The organism is Falsigemmobacter faecalis, assembly GCF_003863335.1.
GTDB lineage: Bacteria > Pseudomonadota > Alphaproteobacteria > Rhodobacterales > Rhodobacteraceae > Wagnerdoeblera > Wagnerdoeblera faecalis.
On the sequence record NZ_RRAZ01000027.1, the window covers coordinates 30,234 to 48,938 of the forward strand.

General features: G+C 62.8%; 16 protein-coding genes and 1 riboswitch. Of the genes, 9 read left to right on the forward strand and 7 right to left on the reverse strand.

What is annotated here, in order from left to right; translation table 11 throughout:
- Positions 1 to 3 precede the first annotated feature (3 nt).
- The 5 genes from EG244_RS15675 to EG244_RS15695 are packed head-to-tail and all read right to left on the reverse strand — an operon-like array spanning position 4 to position 6,282.
- Positions 4 to 633: a precorrin-8X methylmutase gene (locus EG244_RS15675; RefSeq protein ID WP_124966122.1), complete on the reverse strand. Its 630-nt coding sequence runs from the start codon at positions 631 to 633 to the stop codon at positions 4 to 6.
- On the reverse strand, positions 617 to 1,729 hold the full coding sequence (locus tag EG244_RS15680) for a hypothetical protein (RefSeq protein ID WP_124966123.1): 1,113 nt from the start codon (positions 1,727 to 1,729) through the stop codon (positions 617 to 619). Before EG244_RS15680 ends, EG244_RS15675 begins: the two co-directional genes overlap by 17 nt.
- Positions 1,726 to 4,914 (reverse strand): cobaltochelatase subunit CobN, encoded by a 3,189-nt coding sequence (gene cobN / locus EG244_RS15685; RefSeq protein WP_124966124.1) that lies wholly within the window; start codon positions 4,912 to 4,914, stop codon positions 1,726 to 1,728. Before cobN ends, EG244_RS15680 begins: the two co-directional genes overlap by 4 nt.
- Positions 4,914 to 5,930: a cobalamin biosynthesis protein CobW gene (gene cobW / locus EG244_RS15690; RefSeq protein ID WP_124966125.1), complete on the reverse strand. Its 1,017-nt coding sequence runs from the start codon at positions 5,928 to 5,930 to the stop codon at positions 4,914 to 4,916. Before cobW ends, cobN begins: the two co-directional genes overlap by 1 nt.
- Before the next feature lies 1 nt (position 5,931).
- On the reverse strand, positions 5,932 to 6,282 hold the full coding sequence (locus EG244_RS15695) for a DUF1636 family protein (RefSeq protein ID WP_124966126.1): 351 nt from the start codon (positions 6,280 to 6,282) through the stop codon (positions 5,932 to 5,934).
- A 128-nt stretch (positions 6,283 to 6,410) separates the two neighbouring features.
- Positions 6,411 to 6,633: riboswitch (cobalamin riboswitch) on the reverse strand.
- A 35-nt stretch (positions 6,634 to 6,668) separates the two neighbouring features.
- Between EG244_RS15695 and cobO the strand changes: the two genes are divergently transcribed.
- The 3 genes from cobO to EG244_RS15710 all read left to right on the forward strand — a co-directional run bounded on the left by cobO (position 6,669) and on the right by EG244_RS15710 (position 10,051).
- On the forward strand, positions 6,669 to 7,295 hold the full coding sequence (cobO, locus tag EG244_RS15700) for a cob(I)yrinic acid a,c-diamide adenosyltransferase (protein ID WP_124966127.1): 627 nt from the start codon (positions 6,669 to 6,671) through the stop codon (positions 7,293 to 7,295).
- Positions 7,295 to 8,755, forward strand: a complete 1,461-nt coding sequence (locus tag EG244_RS15705; RefSeq protein WP_124966128.1) for a cobyric acid synthase — start codon at positions 7,295 to 7,297, stop codon at positions 8,753 to 8,755. Before cobO ends, EG244_RS15705 begins: the two co-directional genes overlap by 1 nt.
- Before the next feature lie 609 nt (positions 8,756 to 9,364).
- A complete protein-coding gene (locus tag EG244_RS15710) occupies positions 9,365 to 10,051 on the forward strand; it encodes a helix-turn-helix transcriptional regulator (RefSeq protein WP_158617327.1) in 687 nt (228 codons plus the stop codon).
- Between the two features lie 2 nt (positions 10,052 to 10,053).
- Here EG244_RS15710 and EG244_RS15715 read toward each other — a convergent pair whose 3' ends face one another.
- Entirely contained in the window at positions 10,054 to 10,629 is a 576-nt protein-coding gene (locus EG244_RS15715) for a hypothetical protein (protein ID WP_124966130.1), read from the reverse strand.
- A gap of 7 nt (positions 10,630 to 10,636) precedes the next feature.
- Positions 10,637 to 11,356, reverse strand: coding sequence for a ParA family protein (locus tag EG244_RS15720; protein ID WP_124966131.1), 720 nt, complete (start codon positions 11,354 to 11,356; stop codon positions 10,637 to 10,639).
- Between the two features lie 447 nt (positions 11,357 to 11,803).
- On the opposite strand from EG244_RS15720, the gene EG244_RS15730 reads away from it, so the two are divergent.
- From EG244_RS15730 to EG244_RS15750, 6 genes are all read left to right on the forward strand, one after another.
- A complete protein-coding gene (locus EG244_RS15730; protein WP_124966133.1) occupies positions 11,804 to 12,391 on the forward strand; it encodes a helix-turn-helix domain-containing protein in 588 nt (195 codons plus the stop codon).
- Entirely contained in the window at positions 12,381 to 13,463 is a 1,083-nt protein-coding gene (locus EG244_RS21025; RefSeq protein ID WP_233589038.1) for a relaxase/mobilization nuclease domain-containing protein, read from the forward strand. Before EG244_RS15730 ends, EG244_RS21025 begins: the two co-directional genes overlap by 11 nt.
- A gap of 61 nt (positions 13,464 to 13,524) precedes the next feature.
- Positions 13,525 to 14,694 carry a hypothetical protein gene (locus tag EG244_RS21030; protein ID WP_233589039.1) on the forward strand — a complete coding sequence of 390 codons (1,170 nt, stop codon included), beginning with the start codon at positions 13,525 to 13,527 and terminating at the stop codon, positions 14,692 to 14,694.
- Positions 14,687 to 16,639, forward strand: a complete 1,953-nt coding sequence (locus EG244_RS15740; RefSeq protein ID WP_124966134.1) for a type IV secretory system conjugative DNA transfer family protein — start codon at positions 14,687 to 14,689, stop codon at positions 16,637 to 16,639. Before EG244_RS21030 ends, EG244_RS15740 begins: the two co-directional genes overlap by 8 nt.
- A gap of 144 nt (positions 16,640 to 16,783) precedes the next feature.
- On the forward strand, positions 16,784 to 17,380 hold the full coding sequence (locus EG244_RS15745) for a helix-turn-helix domain-containing protein (protein ID WP_124966135.1): 597 nt from the start codon (positions 16,784 to 16,786) through the stop codon (positions 17,378 to 17,380).
- Positions 17,373 to 18,596 (forward strand): type II toxin-antitoxin system HipA family toxin, encoded by a 1,224-nt coding sequence (locus EG244_RS15750; RefSeq protein ID WP_124966136.1) that lies wholly within the window; start codon positions 17,373 to 17,375, stop codon positions 18,594 to 18,596. Before EG244_RS15745 ends, EG244_RS15750 begins: the two co-directional genes overlap by 8 nt.
- The last annotated feature ends 109 nt before the right edge of the window (positions 18,597 to 18,705 follow it).

An 18,705-nucleotide genomic window follows, 5' to 3' on the forward strand; every position in this document is an offset into this window, starting at 1 on the left:
GTCTTACTCCTGTCCTGCCGCAAGGGCATTGACTGCCGCCACGGTGATCGCCGATCCGCCGATGCGCCCTTCGGTGATGCACCAGGGCAGCGGATTGTCGGCCCGCAGTGCGTCCTTTGATTCCGCCGCCCCGATGAACCCCACGGGGCAGCCGATAATGGCCGCAGGGCGCGGAAATTCCGGGTCATCAAGCAGGTTCAGCAGATGAAAAAGGGCGGTCGGGGCATTGCCGATGGCCACGACCGCGCCCGCCAGATGCGGGCGCCACAGCTCAATCGCCGCAGCAGAGCGGGTATTTCCGATTGCCTGTGCAAGGTCCGGCACCCGGGGGTCACGCAGGGTGCATATCACCTCGTTATTCGCGGGCAGGCGCGCGCGGGTGATGCCTTCCGAGACCATCTTCGCATCGCAAAGGATAGGGGCACCGGCCTCCAGCGCCGCGCGGGCCGCGATGGCAAAGCCCGGGGCAAACTGGATCTGCGGTGCGATGGACACGAGGCCCGCCGCATGGATCATCCGCACCGCGACGATCTCTTCTTCGGGGGTAAAGCGCGCCAGATCCGCCTCGTCGCGGATGGTGGCAAAGGAGGCGCGGTAGATGGCGGCGCCATCGGTTTCATACTGGTGGCGCAAAATGCCCTCCTGTGGCTGCGGCAAGGGTGTGGGGGGCAAGGCAGGTCTGCGCGGGCGCATCCCCGGCCCGGCCCTGCAGGATCAGATCAAAGTGCCCGTCCCGCCCCGTCAGGGTCACATCGGCGGGGGTGGCGCGGGCGCAGCCTTTGGCGCAGCCCGACAGGTGCAGACGGCGTCCCGGTGGCACCAGGGATGCGAGCCGCACGGCCAGATCCCGCGTGGTGACGCTGGCCGCGCTGCAATGGGGCGCGCCGGGGCAGGCGTCCACCCGCAGGCGGGCATCATCTGGGTTTTGCAGCCAGTGCCGGGTGCCGGGTGGCGGGCTGTCGGGGCGCACCGCGCGCCAGGGCGTCAGCCGCAGGCTCTGGCCCCCAAGCTCGCGGAAGGCCTGCGAGGACGCTGCGCCAAAGGGGGCAAACAAAAGACCCGATGCCCGCAAAAGATCCGCCATGGCAGGTTGCGGGCGCGGGGGCGCATCCTGACGCAAGGGGGGCGCATGGCCGTTGCGCAGCGCCAAAGCCATGCGCGGGCAGTCGGTTTTCACAAACCAATGCAACAGCTTGCGCAGCAGTTCGGGCAGGTCGCCGGGCTGGAAAATCTGGCCCATCGGAGAACCATCGGGGCGCAGGATTAGGCCCACATCGCTTTGCTCAATCCGCAGATCAGCCGAGGCCAGCTGCAGACAGGCCGCGCTGCCGGTATCGAGCGCGAAGCCGAATTTCGGCGGCAGATCGGGGGCGTGTTGCAGGCAGTCTTCCAGCAGCGTGATCAGATCCGCCGTCGCATCACCGGCCTGCCACAGCGGAGTGGTGATGATATTGCGCCGTGCTTCCGCGGCGGGGTCGCTGTCCAAAAGCGCCAGATCGGCCAGGGCCTGATGCAGATCGGGCAGGGCAGCCGTCGTCACCCCGCGCAGCTGAAGCGCGGCGCGGCTGCCCAGATCAATCGCCCCGCTGCCATAGCGCGCGGCCAGTTCGGCCAGACCGGCGAGCTGATCCGCCGAAAGCATTGAGCCGCGCGGACGCAGCCGCAGCAGCAGCCCATCGCCCGCAGGCATCGGGCGCAGAGCGCCAGGGCACCAGCCTTTGCGGCTCATGTGCGCGGGCCCCTGCTGTTGCGCCGCAGGTCATGCGGGTCGAATTCGACAAAAATCGCTTCCATGCGGGCAAGGGCCGCGGGGTTCTCGTCGCGCAGGAACTGCGCCACTTCGGGGGTGCCAAGGGTGGCGCTGCGATAAAGCTCGAAGAGATGGGCAGGCACGGCATCAGCCAGGCGGGCAAAGGCGGCCATATGCTCCAGTGTCGCCGCAATTTCCGCCGCGCCGCGGAATTTATGTCGCATCATCCCGGCCAGCCAAACCGGACTGGCGGCACGGGCGCGAAGAACGCGTGCGATCTCTTCCGAAAGGGCGCGGGCCCTGGGGCGGTCCGGGCGTGTGGCATCCAGATGCAGCATGGCTAACGGCTGCAGCCCAAGGGCATGCCGGGCGGCGGCAAAGCCGCCCTCATGGGCCGCATAATCCATGGCCAGCAGCAGATCCGTCTCGGCCAAATCCTGAGACAGTACAAAAGCTTCTGCCGCGCGCACTCGCTGTTCCAGCGCTGCCGGATCAGGCCTGCCAAGCGCGTCGTAGCAGGAGTTTTGCAGCCAGGCCTGTCCGGCCGTGTCGCGGTCCATCGCCTCGTCAATGCCGGTGCCATAGCGCCCCGGTGCGGGGGCAAAGACGCGCGGCCCGGGGGGGGCTGCGGTATAGGGGTTCACATCCGCCGCCTCATCCCGCGCCGCGAGCGCTGCGCAGCCCGCTTCAAACAGGGTGGCAAGCTCGGGGAAGGTATCACGAAACAGCCCCGAGACCCGCAGCGTCACGTCAATCCGCGGGCGGTCCATCAGCGTGTAGGGGGTGATCTCGAAGCCGGTCACCCGCTCGGTCTGCGGATCCCACAGCGGCTTTAATCCCGCCAGATGCAGCGCCATGGCAAAATCCTCGCCCGAGGTGCGCATGGTGGCGGACCCCCAGAGGTTCAGCAGGACCGCTTTGGGATAATCGCCGTAGTCCTGCAAATGGCGGCGGACGAACTCTTCGGCCAGCCGCACCCCCTGAGCCCAGGCCGTGCGGCTGGGCACGGCGCGGGGGTCGATACCGTAAAGGTTGCGCCCCGTGGGCAGCACATCGCTGCGGCCCTTCCAGGGCGAGCCGGAAGGGCCGGGGGCGATCCATCGCCCCTGCAGCGCATCAGGGATTGAGCGGCGCTCTGCCAGCAGGGACGCAGCCTCACCCTGCGGCTGACCATCGGGGTCGGGGGTGCCACGGCCCCAGATATGGAGCCCGTCACCGAACTGGCTTTCTTTCAGATCGCAGACGAAACGGTCAATGGTGGTGATGGCCTCGGCGGGGCTTGCGTTCGGGGCAAGGCCAAGATCCGCCTCCAATCCCTCGCGCTGCGCTTCCTGCCGGATGGCGGGGATCAGGCGCAGACGGCGGGCCGGGTCAAGGCCATCGGCGGTGGCATATTCATCGAGCAGCGCTTCCAGCCGGGCCAGATTTTGCGGCAGGCCTGCGTCAACCAGCGGCGGTGGCAGATGGCCAAGGGTGACGGCTCCCAGACGCCTGCGGGCCTGGGCGGCTTCGCCGGGGTCGTTGACGATAAAGGGGTAAATCACCGGCAACCCGCCGGTCAGTGCCTCGGGCCAACAGCTGTCAGACAGAGCCACGGCTTTACCGGGCAGCCATTCCAGCGTGCCATGCGCGCCGATATGGATCAGCGCGCGAACCTGTGCCACCACCCGCAGCCACAGATAGAAGGCGATATACTCGACCGATGGTTGCGCGCTGAGGTCATGATAGCTGGCTTCGCGGGTGGCGCGATCGCCGCGTTCGGGTTGCAGGGAAATCAACAGATTACCCTGCCAAAATGCCCGGATCCGGGGCGGCGTGACGGGCAGATCAAGGCCCCCGCGCAGGGCATCCGGAAGCAGCGCAACTGCCCGTGCCCAAGATCCGTCAGGCCAGTCAAGGCGGCTTTGCTGTAAGCCCTGCAACAGCTGATCATCGCTGATCTGCTGTCCCAGATCTTCGCAAATGGCGGCCGCCGAGGCCAGCGCATCCAGTCCCACCGCATGGGCCAGACGCCACTCCTTGCCAGGATAGGTGGACAGGACCAGCGCCACCGGGCGGGTGTCAGGTCTTTGCAGCGAAATCCAGTTGGTCACGCGGCTTACCAGGGCGGCAATGCGTTCAGGGTCCGGGCAATGGCGCTGCAGGGCATATTGCAGATCCGGGTCCGGCTGCTGCAGTTCTTTGAAGGAGATCACGCCGCCGTTCAGCCGGCCATCCACCTCAGGCAGGGCGATATGCATGGCGAGGTCGGCTGCCGAAAGGCCCCGCTCTGTGCCTGCCCAGGCCGCGTGGGGTGCGGTAGCATGGATGGCTTGAAACACCGGCACATCTGCCGCATCCAGCGGCGAGGCCCCATTGCTGCGGGCCGAAAAGGCGGTGGTGTTCACAATCGCCGCCGGGCGCAGATCGGCCAGCACCGCTTTGAGCCATTCAGCAGCACTCGCGTCTTTCAGGCTGGGGACGAAAAGGCCGATGGCGGCAAGGCCTGCGGCCTCAAATCCGCGGATCAGGGCGGCGACGGCTTCGGTATCGGCTGCTGTGGCCCAGGCGCGGTAAAAAGGAATAACGACCAGGTCCTGACCTGGTATCGGACGAAAGCTCTGCAAAGGTCCGTGGTTCGGGTGCCAAAATCCAAAGTCCGGCAGTGTTTTCAAGCCCGGAACAGGCCCTGCATAAAGCCCCGAGGCCAGCGCCAGTTGCGCAAGTGCCGCCTGCGCCGCGATTTCGCCCCCCGCATCGCAAAGCTGCGTCAGCCGGCGCAGCGTTGCCACCGGCAGGGTGGAGGCGGCTTCCAGCACCGGATCGGGCAGCCCGTCTGCGGGCAGAAAGGCCAGTGCTATGCCGCGGGCGCGGGCAATGCGCGACAGCTCTTCCACGCCGTAGGGCCAATAACTTTTGCCGCCGATCAGGCGCACCAGCACGCCTTTGGCATGCATCAGCGTCTGATCGACATAGGTATCAACGGAGAGCGGGTGGCGCAGACGCGACAGACTGGCCAGCCGCAGGCTGGGCAGCGCCGCAAGCCCGCGCCGCCATCCTGCCGCGAAAGCCCCAAGATCACTGTCTGAGAACGACAGGACCACCAGATCCGCAGGCTCTTGCTTCAGATCTTCGGGGAGTACGGTCTCTTCCAGGCCGTGGCTTTCGCGAAACAGGACGTGCATCAGATCAGCGCGGCCCGGATGGCTTCGGCGTCAATGTGGTCATGCTCGGCAATCACCACCAGACGGCTCAGGCGCGGCTGGGCCCCCCAGGGGCGGTCAAACTGATGGCGCACCCGCGCACCCACGGCCTGGATCAGCAGGCGCAGGGGTTTTCCCTCCACCGCGACATGGCCTTTGACGCGCAGGATCTGATGGCTTTCAGCCAGAGCTTTGACCTTTGCCGCCAGCACCTCAGGGTCGGCCTGCTCGGGCAGATCCACAACGATGGTGTCAAAATCGTCGTGGTCATGATCTTCATGACCATCGTGATGGGAGGGGCGCTGATCAAGGCTGTCTTCGGCGGCGGCGTTCAGCCCCAGAACAACGCGGGGGTCAATGACGCCCTCGGTCAAGGCAACCATCGGCAGGGGGCGGGGCGCTTCGGCGGCGATCACTGTGCGCGCTTTTGCAAGGCCCGCCTCGCCCGCCAGATCGGCTTTCGACAGCAGCACCAGATCGGCGCAGGCAATCTGATCTTCGAAGACCTCCGACAGCGGGGTTTCGTGATCGACGCCCTCAGTGTCGCCGGGATTGGCGGGGTTGGGGGCGAAAAGACCATTGGCGACGGCCTCGGCATCGGCCACCGCGACCACACCGTCAATCGTAATACGCGAGCGCAGATCCGGCCAGTCAAAGGCTTTCAGCAGCGGTTTCGGCAGCGCCAGCCCCGAGGTTTCGATCACGATATGATCGGGTTTCGGGTCCATCGCCAGCAGACGCTCAATGGAGGGGATGAATTCATCGGCCACGGTGCAGCAGATGCAGCCGTTGGTCAGCTCAACGATATTGGCTTCGGGGCAATTCGCATCGGCGCAGGCACGGATCAGATCGCCGTCAACGCCGACATCGCCGAATTCATTCACCAGAACGGCCAGACGGCGGCCTTCGGGGTTTTGCAGCAGATGCCGGATCAGCGTGGTTTTGCCAGCGCCCAAAAAGCCGGTGATGACGGTGACAGGGGTTTTTGCAAGCGACATATCAGATCTCCAGCGGCGGAATGCGGGCAATGGTGTTTTTGCGGATGATTTCGGGACGCGACCGCCAGGGGACGATGCCGTCCGCGCTGGCGCTATAGGCGCGGGTCATTTCAATGAGGTCATCCAGATGCTGATCAGGGTCCAGCGCGCCCTGCACATAGGTCCAGCGGCCTTTGCCGCGCAGGGCCACCACGCAGCTGCCTTTACAGGCTGAAAAGCATTCCTGGGTGTCGTGGGCAATGCCGCGCACGGTCAGCGCCTGAGACAGGCGTGCACCGTCGCGCAGGGCTTCGGGGTCGGCCCCTTCACGGCGGCAGGTGGTACAGACCACCAGATGATTTTGTTCGGCCATATGCCCTCCCGGCATGCCTGATCACACGGGAGAGGTGCATAGATGTGCGAAGACATGACGGGGCGCGACCTGCCCTGACATGGCTGGCACACGGTTCACCCCGACCGCATTCGTCCGTGAAAGCGAAGGCTCGCTTCCACACGCTGGCAGGTCTCCCGGCTTGCGGATGTCGGGGGTTTTACCCCCCAGCGGGCATCCGGCCTTCCCAAAGCCAAAAGCGGCTTCAGTGGCAATTCGGATGACCTCTCCGGTCACGGTCGCGGGGGCGGCTGCGGCGTTCTGATCCGAAAATCAGCTCTCGCATTCCCTCTTAGCCTGCCATAGGCAGGAACCAACGATGCGTCAGGCAAGCCACGAGAAGGCTTATTTTGTCAAGGGAATGTGTGATGACGGATGATCTGCCCGCCGCAGAAGACCTGAGCCGCCACGCCGAAAAAAAGGCGAAAATCAAAGCCGCGCGGGACCGGATGATGGCAGAGAAAACCGGCGAGAAAGGCCTGATCCTGGTGCTGACCGGCCCGGGAAAGGGCAAGTCTTCTTCAGCTTTTGGCATGGTCATGCGGGCGATTTCGCATGGTATGCCGGTTGCCGTGGTGCAGTTTATCAAAGGTGCCATGGCCACTGGCGAGCGCGATTTTTTGTTGCAGCATTTTCCGGATCTTTGCCGGTTTCATACTATGGGGGAGGGCTTCACCTGGGAAACCCAGGACCTTGCCCGTGACATCGCCGCCGCCCGCCGGGGATGGGAAATGGCCAAAGAGATGATCCTTGATCCGCTGAACCGCCTGGTGCTTCTGGATGAGATCAACATCGCGCTGCGCTATGATTATCTGGATGTGGCCGAGGTGGTCAGCTTCCTGCGTGATCACAAACCGCCGATGACCCACGTGCTGTTAACCGGCCGCAATGCAAAGCCAGAAGTGATTGAGCTGGCCGATCTGGTCACCGAGATGACGGTGGTAAAGCACCCATTCCGCGCGGGGGTTAAGGCGCAGGCCGGGATCGAATTCTGATGGCTGGGCTGATGATCCAGGGCACCGGCTCAAATGTTGGCAAATCGCTGCTGGTGGCAGGGATCTGCCGGGCCGCAAAGCTGCGCGGCCTTTCGGTGCGGCCCTTCAAGCCGCAGAATATGTCCAACAATGCTGCGGTGACGGAAGATGGCGGCGAGATCGGCCGCGCCCAGGCGCTTCAGGCCCTGGCCTGTGGGGTGGCGCCTCATACTGATATGAATCCGGTGTTGTTGAAGCCGGAAACCGATGTCGGATCGCAGGTGATTGTGCAGGGGCGACGACTGGCCACGGTGAAAGCGCGTGACTATGCGCGGTTGAAGCCGCAGCTGTTGGCCCCGGTGCTGGAGAGTTTCAATCGGCTGAAATCCCAGTGTGATCTGGTCATCGTCGAAGGCGCGGGCAGCCCGGCTGAGGTCAATCTGCGCGCCAATGACATTGCCAATATGGGCTTTGCCGCCGCCGCGGATGTGCCGGTGGTGCTGGTGGGCGATATCGACCGAGGCGGGGTGATTGCACAGCTGGTCGGCAGCCAGGTGGTGATGGATGCACAGGACAGCGCGCGCATCCGCGGCTTTATCGTCAACCGCTTTCGCGGCGATCCGAGCCTCTTTGACGACGGCTATCGCCTGATCGCGGACCGCACCGGCTGGCAGGGTTTGGGGGTTGTGCCCTGGTTTACCCGTGCAGCTCTGCTCCCGGCTGAGGATGCGCTGGATCTGCGTGCCTTTGGCACTGGCAATGTGAAAGTTGCTTGCCTTGCACTGTCGCGGATTGCCAATTTTGATGATCTGGACCCGTTGAAGATGGACCCGTCGGTTCGGCTGGAGATGGTCCGGCCCGGGCAACCCATTCCGGGGGATGCCGATCTGGTGATCCTGCCGGGGACGAAATCAACCTGCGGCGATCTGGCATTCTTGCGCGCGCAGGGGTGGGATATTGATCTGCAGGCGCATCACCGGCGGGCCGGGCGGATCCTGGGGATATGCGGCGGTTATCAGATGCTTGGCAAAAGCATCCATGACCCGGAGGGGTTGGAAGGTGCACCAGGGCGTACGGAAGGCCTGGGGTATCTCGACGTGGAAACCGTCATGTCGCCGGACAAGCGCCTCGCGCGCGTGACCGCGCTGCACGAAACCACGGGGCTGAGGGTCGAGGGCTATGAGATCCATCTGGGTCGCACCACCGGCCCCGATTGCGCCCGCCCTTTTGCCAGGGTTGACGGCTTACCCGAAGGGGCCCGCTCGGCCGATGGAAGGGTGCAGGGGAGTTATCTTCACGGGCTTTTTACCGCCGATGCTTTCCGTGCCGCATGGCTCTCGGACTTCGGCGCCGGGATCCGAGGCTATTCTTATCATGACACTGTTGAGACCGTGCTTAATGAACTGGCCGCGCATCTGGAAACCCATCTTGATATGAACGCACTTTTGCAGATGGCGGAGCGGGGTACATCAAAGGCTTAGGTTCCCGGAAGGCCGTGATGAGCATCAGTTCGGCTGTGGGCCAGGCGGCTCGACAGAGGCGCATGGCCGCAGTTTTTGCCCGGGCAGAGCTTGTCCGTATCTGCGGATTGCAGCGCTTTGCGGATGGCAGCGGCGGGCCCGATCGGATCCTGCGCGTGGAGGGTCAGGGGCCTGCATGTTGCCGCTTAAGAAGATCAGAATGGCCCGCTTCGCCGAGGTATGTATTCAGATATATGGCCGCTCACTCTCCAGTCGCCGCATTGATGTTAGAGCAGGATCCTGACTTGCTTGCCTGTATTCCATTCATAGATATGGCCGATCGTCTTTCCCGTGTGTTCGTCCCTGATCCGGGCAACGGGTCGGGCTTCGAGGAGTTCACGGGTCGCTTCGTTCGCGCTGCCTTGATCGGGCAATCTTACGGGGCAATTCATCTTAATCGTCCTGGGTCGTGTCGTGGTCGGAAATGACACCCGACCGCGCTTAAATCTTTACCGTTGCTTTTGATGCAACCTGCCGTCACCTTTTTCACAATCGGCACCCGAGAGCTATGCCGATACCCTTTTGGGTATGCTTTTGGTGGTTCTGTGCCTGTCGGCTGACGGAGGTGGAATGCTTTGGAAGATTGTTCCAAACCTGCAGCAGATCGATGCCCGTCTGCGGGAAATCGGCACCGCGGGCTACTCTCTGGTCGTGAATGTCCGCGGGTTGACGCCGGAGCATCATATCTCAACTTTTCCCGAACATTGGGTCGCTCTTTATTCGGAGCGCCAATATGCAGTGTTCGATCCCGTCAGTATCTGGGCGCGCCTGAACAGCGGCCGCATCCGCTGGAGTGAGATCCGCTCGGAAGGCCTGACGCCGGTTCAGCAATTCATCCTCAGACGTGGAGCTGATTATGGATTGGTCTATGGAGGCGGGGTTTCCCGGAGTGAACCCGAGAGCCGGGGTACCTTCAGCTTTCTCTTTTGCGCGCGCGCAGATCGCGAGCTTCTTGGTGAAGAGCTGGATGTTATCGAGGAGAGCCTTGATATCATCCTCAGTGCGGTTGAGGCGCAGCCTGCTCTGAGTGCTGAAGACGTGCGGGTCCTGTCAGATCTGGCGCGAGGGTACTCGCAAAAGGAGATCGCCGTTGCTCTCTCTCTGAGCCGTGAGACGATCAAAAAGCGCCTCGAAAAAATCCGCATCCAGCTCGGGGCGAGGAACTCGACACACGCGGTCTCTCTCGCTCAGCGCAGAGGTTTGATCCTCTCTTTGCCAGACCGCATGCCCGGGCCGGATGAGACGCCGGAGGGCTGAGCTCAGGCGCGGCCGTCATGTGGGTCTTGGACGCCGTCAATGCGTTTCAGCAGCCAGTCGATCTCCTGCCAGACCAGCGGCTCAAGCTGTCCGCGCAAAAGTGACCAGCGGCTGCAGACGCCCAATGGATCCTGTTTCGCTTGAATACGGTCAAACACCGCTTCAGGTACAGCAAGGCTTGTGCGGATCATCCAAGCGCGCTCGCGGCATCGCTCTGCTGCCATTGGCGCGACGTAAAGTGCCTGGGGGCGCCAGCTCTTCGCGGCTTTGCGCAAGGCGGCGCGAATGATCTGTGGGGGCGCTATGCCACTTGCTGTTATCGCGGCATGCTGGCGAGCCAGTGCGGTGACGCGGATGTCGATCTGGATCGTGTGTGTGATGGGGCTTTGCCGCTCGTGAGATGCCGGGCCTGCAGATATTGGTGTATCAGTTGGCTGCACTCCGGAGGAACAGCCATGCGCCGTATCAGTTGTCGGAGCCGATGGTGGCTTGATCCCGGCACCCGCCATCTCTCTTATGCTCAGACCGCTCGACCATGCGGCGTCACTGCGGGTAATTTGCGGGATACGTTTACGCATAACTGTCTCAGCTCGTCAGGATGTCGTTGAGGATATCCATGGCCTCTTCCAGCGCTTCAAATACCGGCCGGACATGAGGCTTCAGGAGCGGATTGGGATCAGTCTGACGCGCAAGACCGATCGGTTGCAGCAGTCCAAGGCGGTCCATCTCTTTATAAATGTTACGACGCATCATCATCGTTTCTACGACGGGGAAACGGCTCATGGCCTCAGCGATCTGCTGTGCATCGGCCCTTGTGGGCCGCGGTTCGACCATGGTCAGCACCACACGATGCCGGGGCAGGCTGTCAGGATCATCGACCCGCTTGCGGAGGTCCTGGTACCAAATCACTGTTTGGGTGCCGACGTCAAAGTCAGTCTCTGAGAGCATCACCGATGTGATGAGGTGATCGCAGAGTACGGCAACCGCGTCTGACCACTCTGCTCCGCCGCCAGCGGTGTCGACGAAGATCAGATCGGCGCTGTCCTCGCTCCAGGCTTCATCGATGACCTCTGCCACCTGCGCAACGGTTTCCGCCGGGCGCAGGGCGAGCAGGGCGGATCCAAAGCCTTTCATTTCCGCGCGCAGGTGCCAGCCGCTGAGTGCAGCGGTCGGGTCCGTATCAATCAGCAGCACGCGCCGCCCTGCCGCAACGGCGGCGCTGGTCAGAGCGCGGCAGAGCGTGGTTTTGCCTGAGCCGCCTTTGCGGGCCATCAGCCCGAGAACGCGCAGTTTACTGTTCGGCATGAATGATTTCAAAAGTGTAGAAATGTCTGATCATACCAACGGCTGCTACCGGCTTCCTGCGAGGGCGTCAAACAGTTGACGGATAACAGAGGGCGTTGCGCAGATGGCAGGGGCCAGAAGACAACAGACGGGCGTCACTTGGCAGAATGCAGATCCCAAAGGACAGGCCACATGTCACAGGGCACGTGAGGCGGAACGCGGCAAGCAGGAGGCAGGCGGCGTTAGGCATTGCGCAGACAGCGTGCTGCAGGGTGCAGAAGACCTGGTGCGGAAGGCAGAGGGCGGGACGCATTCGCCAAAGGACGTGGCGCATTTGGCAGAGCGCGTGGAAACCGCCCCCGGGGGGCGGTTTCATAAGGAGTAGAGACCCTTTGAGCCGTCTCCGCCTTGCAGGGGGAGACGGCGGGTCTCTACGAAACTGGCAAGAAATAGGAACGTATACTTCACATGCCAGTGACCCGCCGATTGAGTGATGCCGAACGCCTCCGGATCCCGCGTGACCGTGCCGCTGGCCAGTCGGTGCGCAGCATTGCCGCGCGTCTCGGGGTCTCGGAGCGGACGATCTGCAATGTGCTGCGCCAGGGCAGGGCGACCCGTGTCGCGAACGGCAGCCGCAGCGAAGTGTTGACGCTGCGGGTCAGCCGCGACGAGCTTTTCGCATTCGATGCGCTGCTCGGACGGCTGCAGATTGCCCATCGCTCTGCGGCACTCCGGCGGATGATGGGTGCCGCCGCGGGTCTGCTGGCGCCGGATCCGGAACTGAGTGCTGCGCTGAGCCGCCAGAGTGCTGCGCTGAATCGGCTGGGCAGCAATGTGAACCAGATCGCCCGGCGGCTGAATGAGGCGCGGCTGCGAGGGGAGGTGAGCACTCTCGATCTCTCCGATCGGGCGGCACTGCGCGCGCTTGCAGGTCTGTTCTTTGAGACTGCCGATCAGTTCCGTGCGCTGATGCCTGGTCGCCGCCTGCGGCTCGATCTCGAGCTTGATGACGCTCTGCAGCCGCTGCTGAACGCGGGCGACCAGGATGCGCGGTAACGGACGGGCGCTGCCCGCAGCACCGTTCTTTGAGCGTGGCTGGAGCCGGATCGGCGGATCCACGGGGACGCTCGGGCGGCATGGCCAGAAGATTCGTGCGGCGCGGGGGGCGACGCCGGCGATCTTCAAGGCGATCCGTCAGGGTGGCTGTCACACCGGTGCGCAGCTCCGGGCACAGCTGAGCTATCTCACCAGCAAATCCAGCCTGATCCTCGACAGCCGCGGGACACATGACGGTAAGCGTGTGCTGAGCCCGGGTGAGATCGATCGGCTGGCGCGGCGCTTTGAGAATGGCTGGAACGCGCGTCACAGCCCGAAGCTTGGCCATACCTGTCATCTGTTGATGGCGTTCCCGATCGGGACGCGCAGTGCCGAAGTGCAGGCCATCACCGAAGAGGTCTGTGAGCGCTTCTTCGAGGGGGAGGGCGCGCGTTTTGATTATATCGCCGCCATCCATGAAGACCGCGCCCATCCGCATGCGCATATCGTGGTGAACCGCCGCAGCCCGGACGGCGAGATGTTTCGTCTGAGCCGCGATCACCACTTCAGCTATGAGGCCTTCCGGACCGCGATGGTGGAGGCCGCCGACCGCCACGGGCTGCGGCTGGAGGCGACCCGGCGGCTCGAGCGTGGAGTGATGACGCGGCAGGGCAGCGATGGCGCGTATCGCGCGGCACGAGCGGCGAAGGCAGAGCCGGCCGAGCGCGACCGTCAGGGCGCTGATCGGGCCCGGGCGCTGGCTGAGATCGCCGGACACGCGCGGATTTATCAGGGCCTCGCTGCCGAAGCCTCTGCCTCAAACTTCACCGATGTGGCCGAGGCTCTGAGCCGGGCGGCCGTTCTTTTGACAAACGGGGGCCAGGTGGTCCCCGACGGAGTTCTTTATATGAGTGAGCATGAGACCGCCTTTGATGAGTTGCTTGCGTCTTTCAGCGAAAACATCCGTGGCATCGAGGCGGCGATTGAGCGTGCGTCTGTTGGTGAGCGGCCGGTGATTGAACGCAAGCTCTCGGAAGTGCTGCGCGAGGTTTCGCATCTGCCCCCTTGGCGATCGCTCAGACCGCCTGCATGAGGCGCCCTCGCGGGATGGTATTTATGCCGCGCCCAATTTGGCGGAGACGGTCCGTGAAGAGATGGAAGCACCGGAGTTGCGGGAAAAACTGAGCGCTGCGCTGCAGGGCAGCGGGATTGATTCTGAGGCGGTGCTGGCGCGGGTGCAGGAAGGGGCGGGCTCAGCGGCGCTGGAAGAGCAATGGCTGTCGCAGGATCTCAAAGCCATCGCCGATCACAGCGGGTTCAATCTGCGGGAGCCTGCGGGACGTGAGGCTGCGCTCGGAAAGCTTGAGGCTGTGCATGACCGGCTGGGCGAGGTGCTGAGCGAGGCGCAACTGTTTAAGCTCAGCGACGGGAGCGAAGCTTCAGAGCGGAGTGCCGGGACCGTAGCGGAAGCGGCTGCCGATGTTTACAGCCCGGAAGAACGCGCAGAGCTGCGCGACTTCGCGCAAAGGCTGGAACGCACTGACTTCAACTACCCCTTCTCCGATGACCCGGAGGTGCGCAGAGCAGGTGAGGTGCAGGTTGGGGAGGCGAGAGCTGCCTTTGACACATTGGCGGCCCGCTCGCCGCAGCACGCGGATCTCGCTTCACTGCTTTGGGAACGCTCGACGGATCTGATCTCGGCGCCGAAAGCGGCCGTGCAGCCGGAAGATCGCGCGCTCCATGCCGGGGATCTGGCGCTGGCGCTGCGGCACCCGACTGAGGAGCTGGGCCCGATTACGGAGGAACGTCGGGATCTTGAGAAGCTGAAAACTGAAATGCCCGCGGATCTCCTGAAGGCGGCAGTGACAACAGAGATCAACGAGTTGCGGGCCGAAGGCGCCTCACGGGCCTGGATCAGCGAGCGCAGCTCTGAGATCGAGGAGGGTGTCCGCGCCGCCTGGGCCGAGGCCGTGATGCTTGAACGCGATGCCCCTGAGCTCGCGCAGGTGCTGCGTGAAGCCTGGGAGGGCCCGGGCCAGCCCCTGACGCGCGCGGAAGACGCGCGGCTGACCGGGCAGATTGAGGCGCGGATTGGCGCCACCAGCCTGCAGAACCTGCGGGCCGGGGATCCGGATGCGCTTTTTGCCATCACCGATCATCCGCGCGAGCAACTGGCACTTGCGAAGAGCTATCTGCAGGCCAACCCGGGCGATGCGGAGCCTGGCGCACTGGACCGGGTACTGAATGAGCTCACTGAGCTGCGGCATGTGGAAGCGCAGAGCGTGAGGCAGGAGCACAGCTCGAAAGGCCCGCGGCATGGATAAGCTGCGTCTGCTGCTCGCCGGCACCAGCCTGACGCTCCTCGGCGCGCTCATTGGCTTCGTGCTCGCCACCGGGGCCTTTGCCATCCGGCAGGGCATTGCGATGGCCGATGCGGATCTCTGGCTGGCATTGCACTATGGGCAGATTTTGCTGTCCGGCAGCCCCGGCGAACAGCTCTGGGGCTTCAGCCTGATCGGAGGCGGCGCGCTGATCGCGCTCTTGCTGAGTGCGACCATGCTTGGCGATGCGCTGACGCGCTTTGGCACCACCCACTGGCAAAGCCGGGCGGAGATGCGCGGCAATGGGTTCTTTGCAGCGGTGGGGTCGGGCTTTTTGCTGGGGAAGATGGGCACGCCGAAATCTCGGCGCGCCTTCATCGTCTCGAGGAGTTTCCCGCATGCGCTGGTGGTAGCGCCGACCGGGCGCGGTAAGGGCGTGGGCTTTGTAATCCCCAATCTGCTGACCTATCGCGGCTCGGCGGTGGTGCTGGATGTGAAGGGCGAGAATTTCCGCGAAACCGCGCGGCATCGCCAGACCATGGGCGATCGGGTGTTCCGCTTTGCTCCCACGGATTGGGACAAGCCAACCCACCGCTACAACCCGTTGCAGCGCATTGCTGAGATCCAAAACCCCGACCGTCAGCAGATGGAGTTGAAACTCACCGCCAAGCTGTTTCTGCAGACCGACAATGAAAAGCTGAGCGGGCTTTTAGCCGGTGGAATTGATCTCTTTGTTGCGGCAGGGCTCCTGGCCTTTGAGCGCGGCGTGCCGACGATCGGCGAGATCTACCGCATCACGGCTTCAGGCGGCGACAAGCAGAAGGAATATCTGCTCCGGGCTGAAGAGGTGAAGAACCCTTCCGCAAAGCTGATCTTTGAGCGGATGGCTTCGACCAATAATGACACCCTGACCTCCTATCTGTCGCTGCTGATGACCTCGGGGCTCGATACCTGGGACAACCGGGCGATTGATGCGGCAACCGCACGCTCAGACTTCTCCTTCCGCGACATTCGCCGGCTGCCGCATGCGATCTATCTGGTGGTGGAGAGTGAGATGATCCGGCCATTGGCACCGCTGATCCGGCTCTTCTTCTCGGATCTGATTGCCTCGCTGCAGGCGGCGGAGCCGGGGGCCGATGAGCCCTGGCCGGTGATGATCATGCTCGATGAGTTCGACCGGCTGGGCAAAATGCCGATCGTGGCGGAAAGCATCAAAACCCTGCGCTCCTTTGGCGGTAATCTGGCGATCGTCACTCAGACCATTCCGGCGCTCGATGAGATCTACGGGGAGAACACCCGCCGCTCGCTGCAGGGCGGCGCAGGGGTGAAGCTCTACCTCACGCCCTCAGATCAAAAGACCATCGAAGAACTCTCACAGGCGGTGGGCAAAACCACGAGGCGCGTGGTGACCCGGTCACGCGCAGTCGGGCGCAATCCGTTCGAGGGGCGCAGCGTCTCGGAACGGACAGAGGAGACCCCGCTGCTCAGCGAAGATGAGGCCCGCCGCCTCAGTCTTGATGAGGTCATCCTTGTGGTCGATGCGCAGATGCCGGTTCGGGCGCGGCGGATCAAATACTATGAGGACCCAAAGCTGAGCGCCCTGCATGCGGCGCAAAGCGGGCCGCTGCCCTGGCCGGATGCGCAGCAGCTGCAGGTTGAGAGGCGGCTGAAGGACACCGAGGCTCAGGTCACACGGCTGGCCCGCGATTTAAGCGAGCTGCGTCGCGCCGGCGGGATGAGGGGCGTGCCTGCAGCACCGGTGCCCGCGCAGGAGGCGGCTCCAGCGAGGAGGCCGCGTCTCCCTGCGCGCAGGGAAGGGCTGGCAAATGTGCCGGTCCCGATCCGGTTAGAACTGCCCAAAGGCTCAGGGAAAGACGCAGATCTGCTGGCGCTGAAGGGGGCCGTGCTGAAAACGTCAGAGATCCTGGCGCAGCATGCACGGGGATGATGTCGCTGTAACCTATGACAGTTTCGATATGTTAATATGCATCAATATGTGATTTGATATATGATGATACATTAAATTTATGAATTTACTTTGATATATTTGCGTGTATAAAAATATCAACGTAATTGCTTATAAAGCATCAAGATGGCCTTCGTCCTTCAAAACCTGTCCGATCGCCTGAAGCAGGCGCGCCTTGCCAAGGGGCTCTCTCAGCGCGAGCTGAGTGAGATAACAGGACTTGTTCAGGCGCAGATCTCGCGAATTGAAGCTGGCACTGTGGATCCACGCCTCAGCACCTTGACTACACTCGCTCATGCGCTCGACCTTGAGCTGGAACTGGTGCCACGTAAGGCTTTGCCAGCAGTTAAATCTCTGAGCCGGCAAATCTCCGGGGCGCATTCTGAGTTGAACGGACGTCAGGCGAAACTGCGCCGAAGGCTGGAAGAGACCCTGCGGGATTTGCAGCGCAGGTTTCCTGAGGTTCCTTTGAATCAACGCTTGAGAAAAGCTTTGTCCGAACTGGCGCAGCAGGGGGGGGCGGCGACGGCTGTTGATGCGCTGCAACGCGCAGGCAGAGCACTGAAGAAGGTAGAAGATGCAGGCCAGCTGCATGAGGCTTTTGAAAAAGCTCTGCATGAGCTGGAAAAGGCAGCTAAATCTGACAGGGTGATGCCTGAAGGTGCTGACCCGGATCATAAGCCGCGTGCTGCCTGGACACTGGATGGGGAAGACGATGCCTGAGGTCTCCGTGCTGAAAGTCAGCCTGGGCAATGAGAACGTCGGGACACTCACCTGGCTGGGGGGGGAGAAGAGCGTCTTCAGCTTCACAGAAGACTACATCAACAATGCTGACCGGTCCGTCCTGAGCCTGAGCTTCAAGGACATTCATGGTGATCTGATCACCGACCATCGGCCTTATAAAATGAAGTTGATGCCGTTTTTCTCAAACCTGCTGCCCGAGGGACATCTTCGCCGGTACCTCGCGCGAACGGTTGATATTCATCCGGATCGGGAGTTTTTCCTGATGTGGGTGCTTGGGCGTGATCTGCCGGGTGCTGTCCGGATCGAGCCGGCTGAGGGAGATGCCTGGCCGCTTCTGCCGCCTGCACCCGATCAGCAGGCGCCAGATTATGGTGACGTTTTACGTTTTTCTCTTGCGGGCGTTCAACTCAAGTTCTCTGCCGTGGGCGACAAAGCCGGAGGACTGACCATTCCGGCTCACGGTGTCGGCGGCGATCACATCGTTAAGCTGCCTTCTGCCGAATACCGCGGTGTGCCGGAGAATGAATATTCTATGATGGCGCTGGCAAGGCAGGTGGGGATCGATGTGCCAGCGATCGGCCTGGTCGACGTCGATCAAATCGCGAACCTGCCGGCCGGAATTGAACGATTGGGTGACAAGGCCTTCACCATTGAGCGCTTTGATCGCGCGGCGGATGGCGAGCGGGTTCATATCGAAGATTTTGCGCAGATCTTTGGGGTCTTCGCGGAGGACAAGTATAAGCGGGCCAGTGCCGCGAATATTGCGCGTGTCATCGCGGCCGAGACCGAGGGCGCCGATATCGCTGAGTTTATCCGCCGCCTCACCTTTAACACGCTGATCGGCAACGGCGATATGCACCTGAAAAATTGGTCCCTCATCTATCCGGACGGCAAACGCGCCCGGCTGGCGCCCGCCTATGATTTTGTATCAACAATCCCCTACATCCCAGGCGACAGATCGGCCCTGAACTTTAGCCGGTCCAAGGATTTCGCGGACTATACTGTGGATGAACTCGAGCACCTTGCGGCGAAGGCTTCTTTGCCGCGCCGCCTTGTCCTGGATGCGGCGCAAGAGACCGTCGAGCTCTTCTTTCAGGCCTGGAGATCGACAAAAGCAGATCTTCCAATGTCAAAAGATGTGGCCGAGACTATTGATGCTCATCTGGAGACCTTGCCGATTGCGGAAGGCCGTTAGCGCCCGGCTGGAGGAAGCTAAGCTCCGCGCGGCGAAACAGCGTTGTAAGCAGGATGACAGAGAGGATATGCAGTGTGCAGGGGCTGTTGCCGGCCGAGGCTGTGTGGAA

Excerpts from the sequence above, each read along its gene's own strand:
- EG244_RS15680 (WP_124966123.1), bottom strand. The coding sequence starts at position 1,729 with ATGAGCCGCAAAGGCTGGTGCCCTGGCGCTCTGCGCCCGATGCCTGCG.
- cobN (WP_124966124.1), bottom strand. The coding sequence starts at position 4,914 with ATGCACGTCCTGTTTCGCGAAAGCCACGGCCTGGAAGAGACCGTACTC.
- cobW (WP_124966125.1), bottom strand. The coding sequence starts at position 5,930 with ATGTCGCTTGCAAAAACCCCTGTCACCGTCATCACCGGCTTTTTGGGC.
- EG244_RS15695 (WP_124966126.1), bottom strand. The coding sequence starts at position 6,282 with ATGGCCGAACAAAATCATCTGGTGGTCTGTACCACCTGCCGCCGTGAA.
- cobO (WP_124966127.1), top strand. The coding sequence starts at position 6,669 with ATGACGGATGATCTGCCCGCCGCAGAAGACCTGAGCCGCCACGCCGAA.
- EG244_RS15705 (WP_124966128.1), top strand. The coding sequence starts at position 7,295 with ATGGCTGGGCTGATGATCCAGGGCACCGGCTCAAATGTTGGCAAATCG.
- EG244_RS15710 (WP_158617327.1), top strand. The coding sequence starts at position 9,365 with ATGCTTTGGAAGATTGTTCCAAACCTGCAGCAGATCGATGCCCGTCTG.
- EG244_RS15715 (WP_124966130.1), bottom strand. The coding sequence starts at position 10,629 with ATGCGTAAACGTATCCCGCAAATTACCCGCAGTGACGCCGCATGGTCG.
- EG244_RS15720 (WP_124966131.1), bottom strand. The coding sequence starts at position 11,356 with ATGCCGAACAGTAAACTGCGCGTTCTCGGGCTGATGGCCCGCAAAGGC.
- EG244_RS15730 (WP_124966133.1), top strand. The coding sequence starts at position 11,804 with ATGCCAGTGACCCGCCGATTGAGTGATGCCGAACGCCTCCGGATCCCG.
- EG244_RS21025 (WP_233589038.1), top strand. The coding sequence starts at position 12,381 with ATGCGCGGTAACGGACGGGCGCTGCCCGCAGCACCGTTCTTTGAGCGT.
- EG244_RS21030 (WP_233589039.1), top strand. The coding sequence starts at position 13,525 with ATGGAAGCACCGGAGTTGCGGGAAAAACTGAGCGCTGCGCTGCAGGGC.
- EG244_RS15740 (WP_124966134.1), top strand. The coding sequence starts at position 14,687 with ATGGATAAGCTGCGTCTGCTGCTCGCCGGCACCAGCCTGACGCTCCTC.
- EG244_RS15745 (WP_124966135.1), top strand. The coding sequence starts at position 16,784 with ATGGCCTTCGTCCTTCAAAACCTGTCCGATCGCCTGAAGCAGGCGCGC.
- EG244_RS15750 (WP_124966136.1), top strand. The coding sequence starts at position 17,373 with ATGCCTGAGGTCTCCGTGCTGAAAGTCAGCCTGGGCAATGAGAACGTC.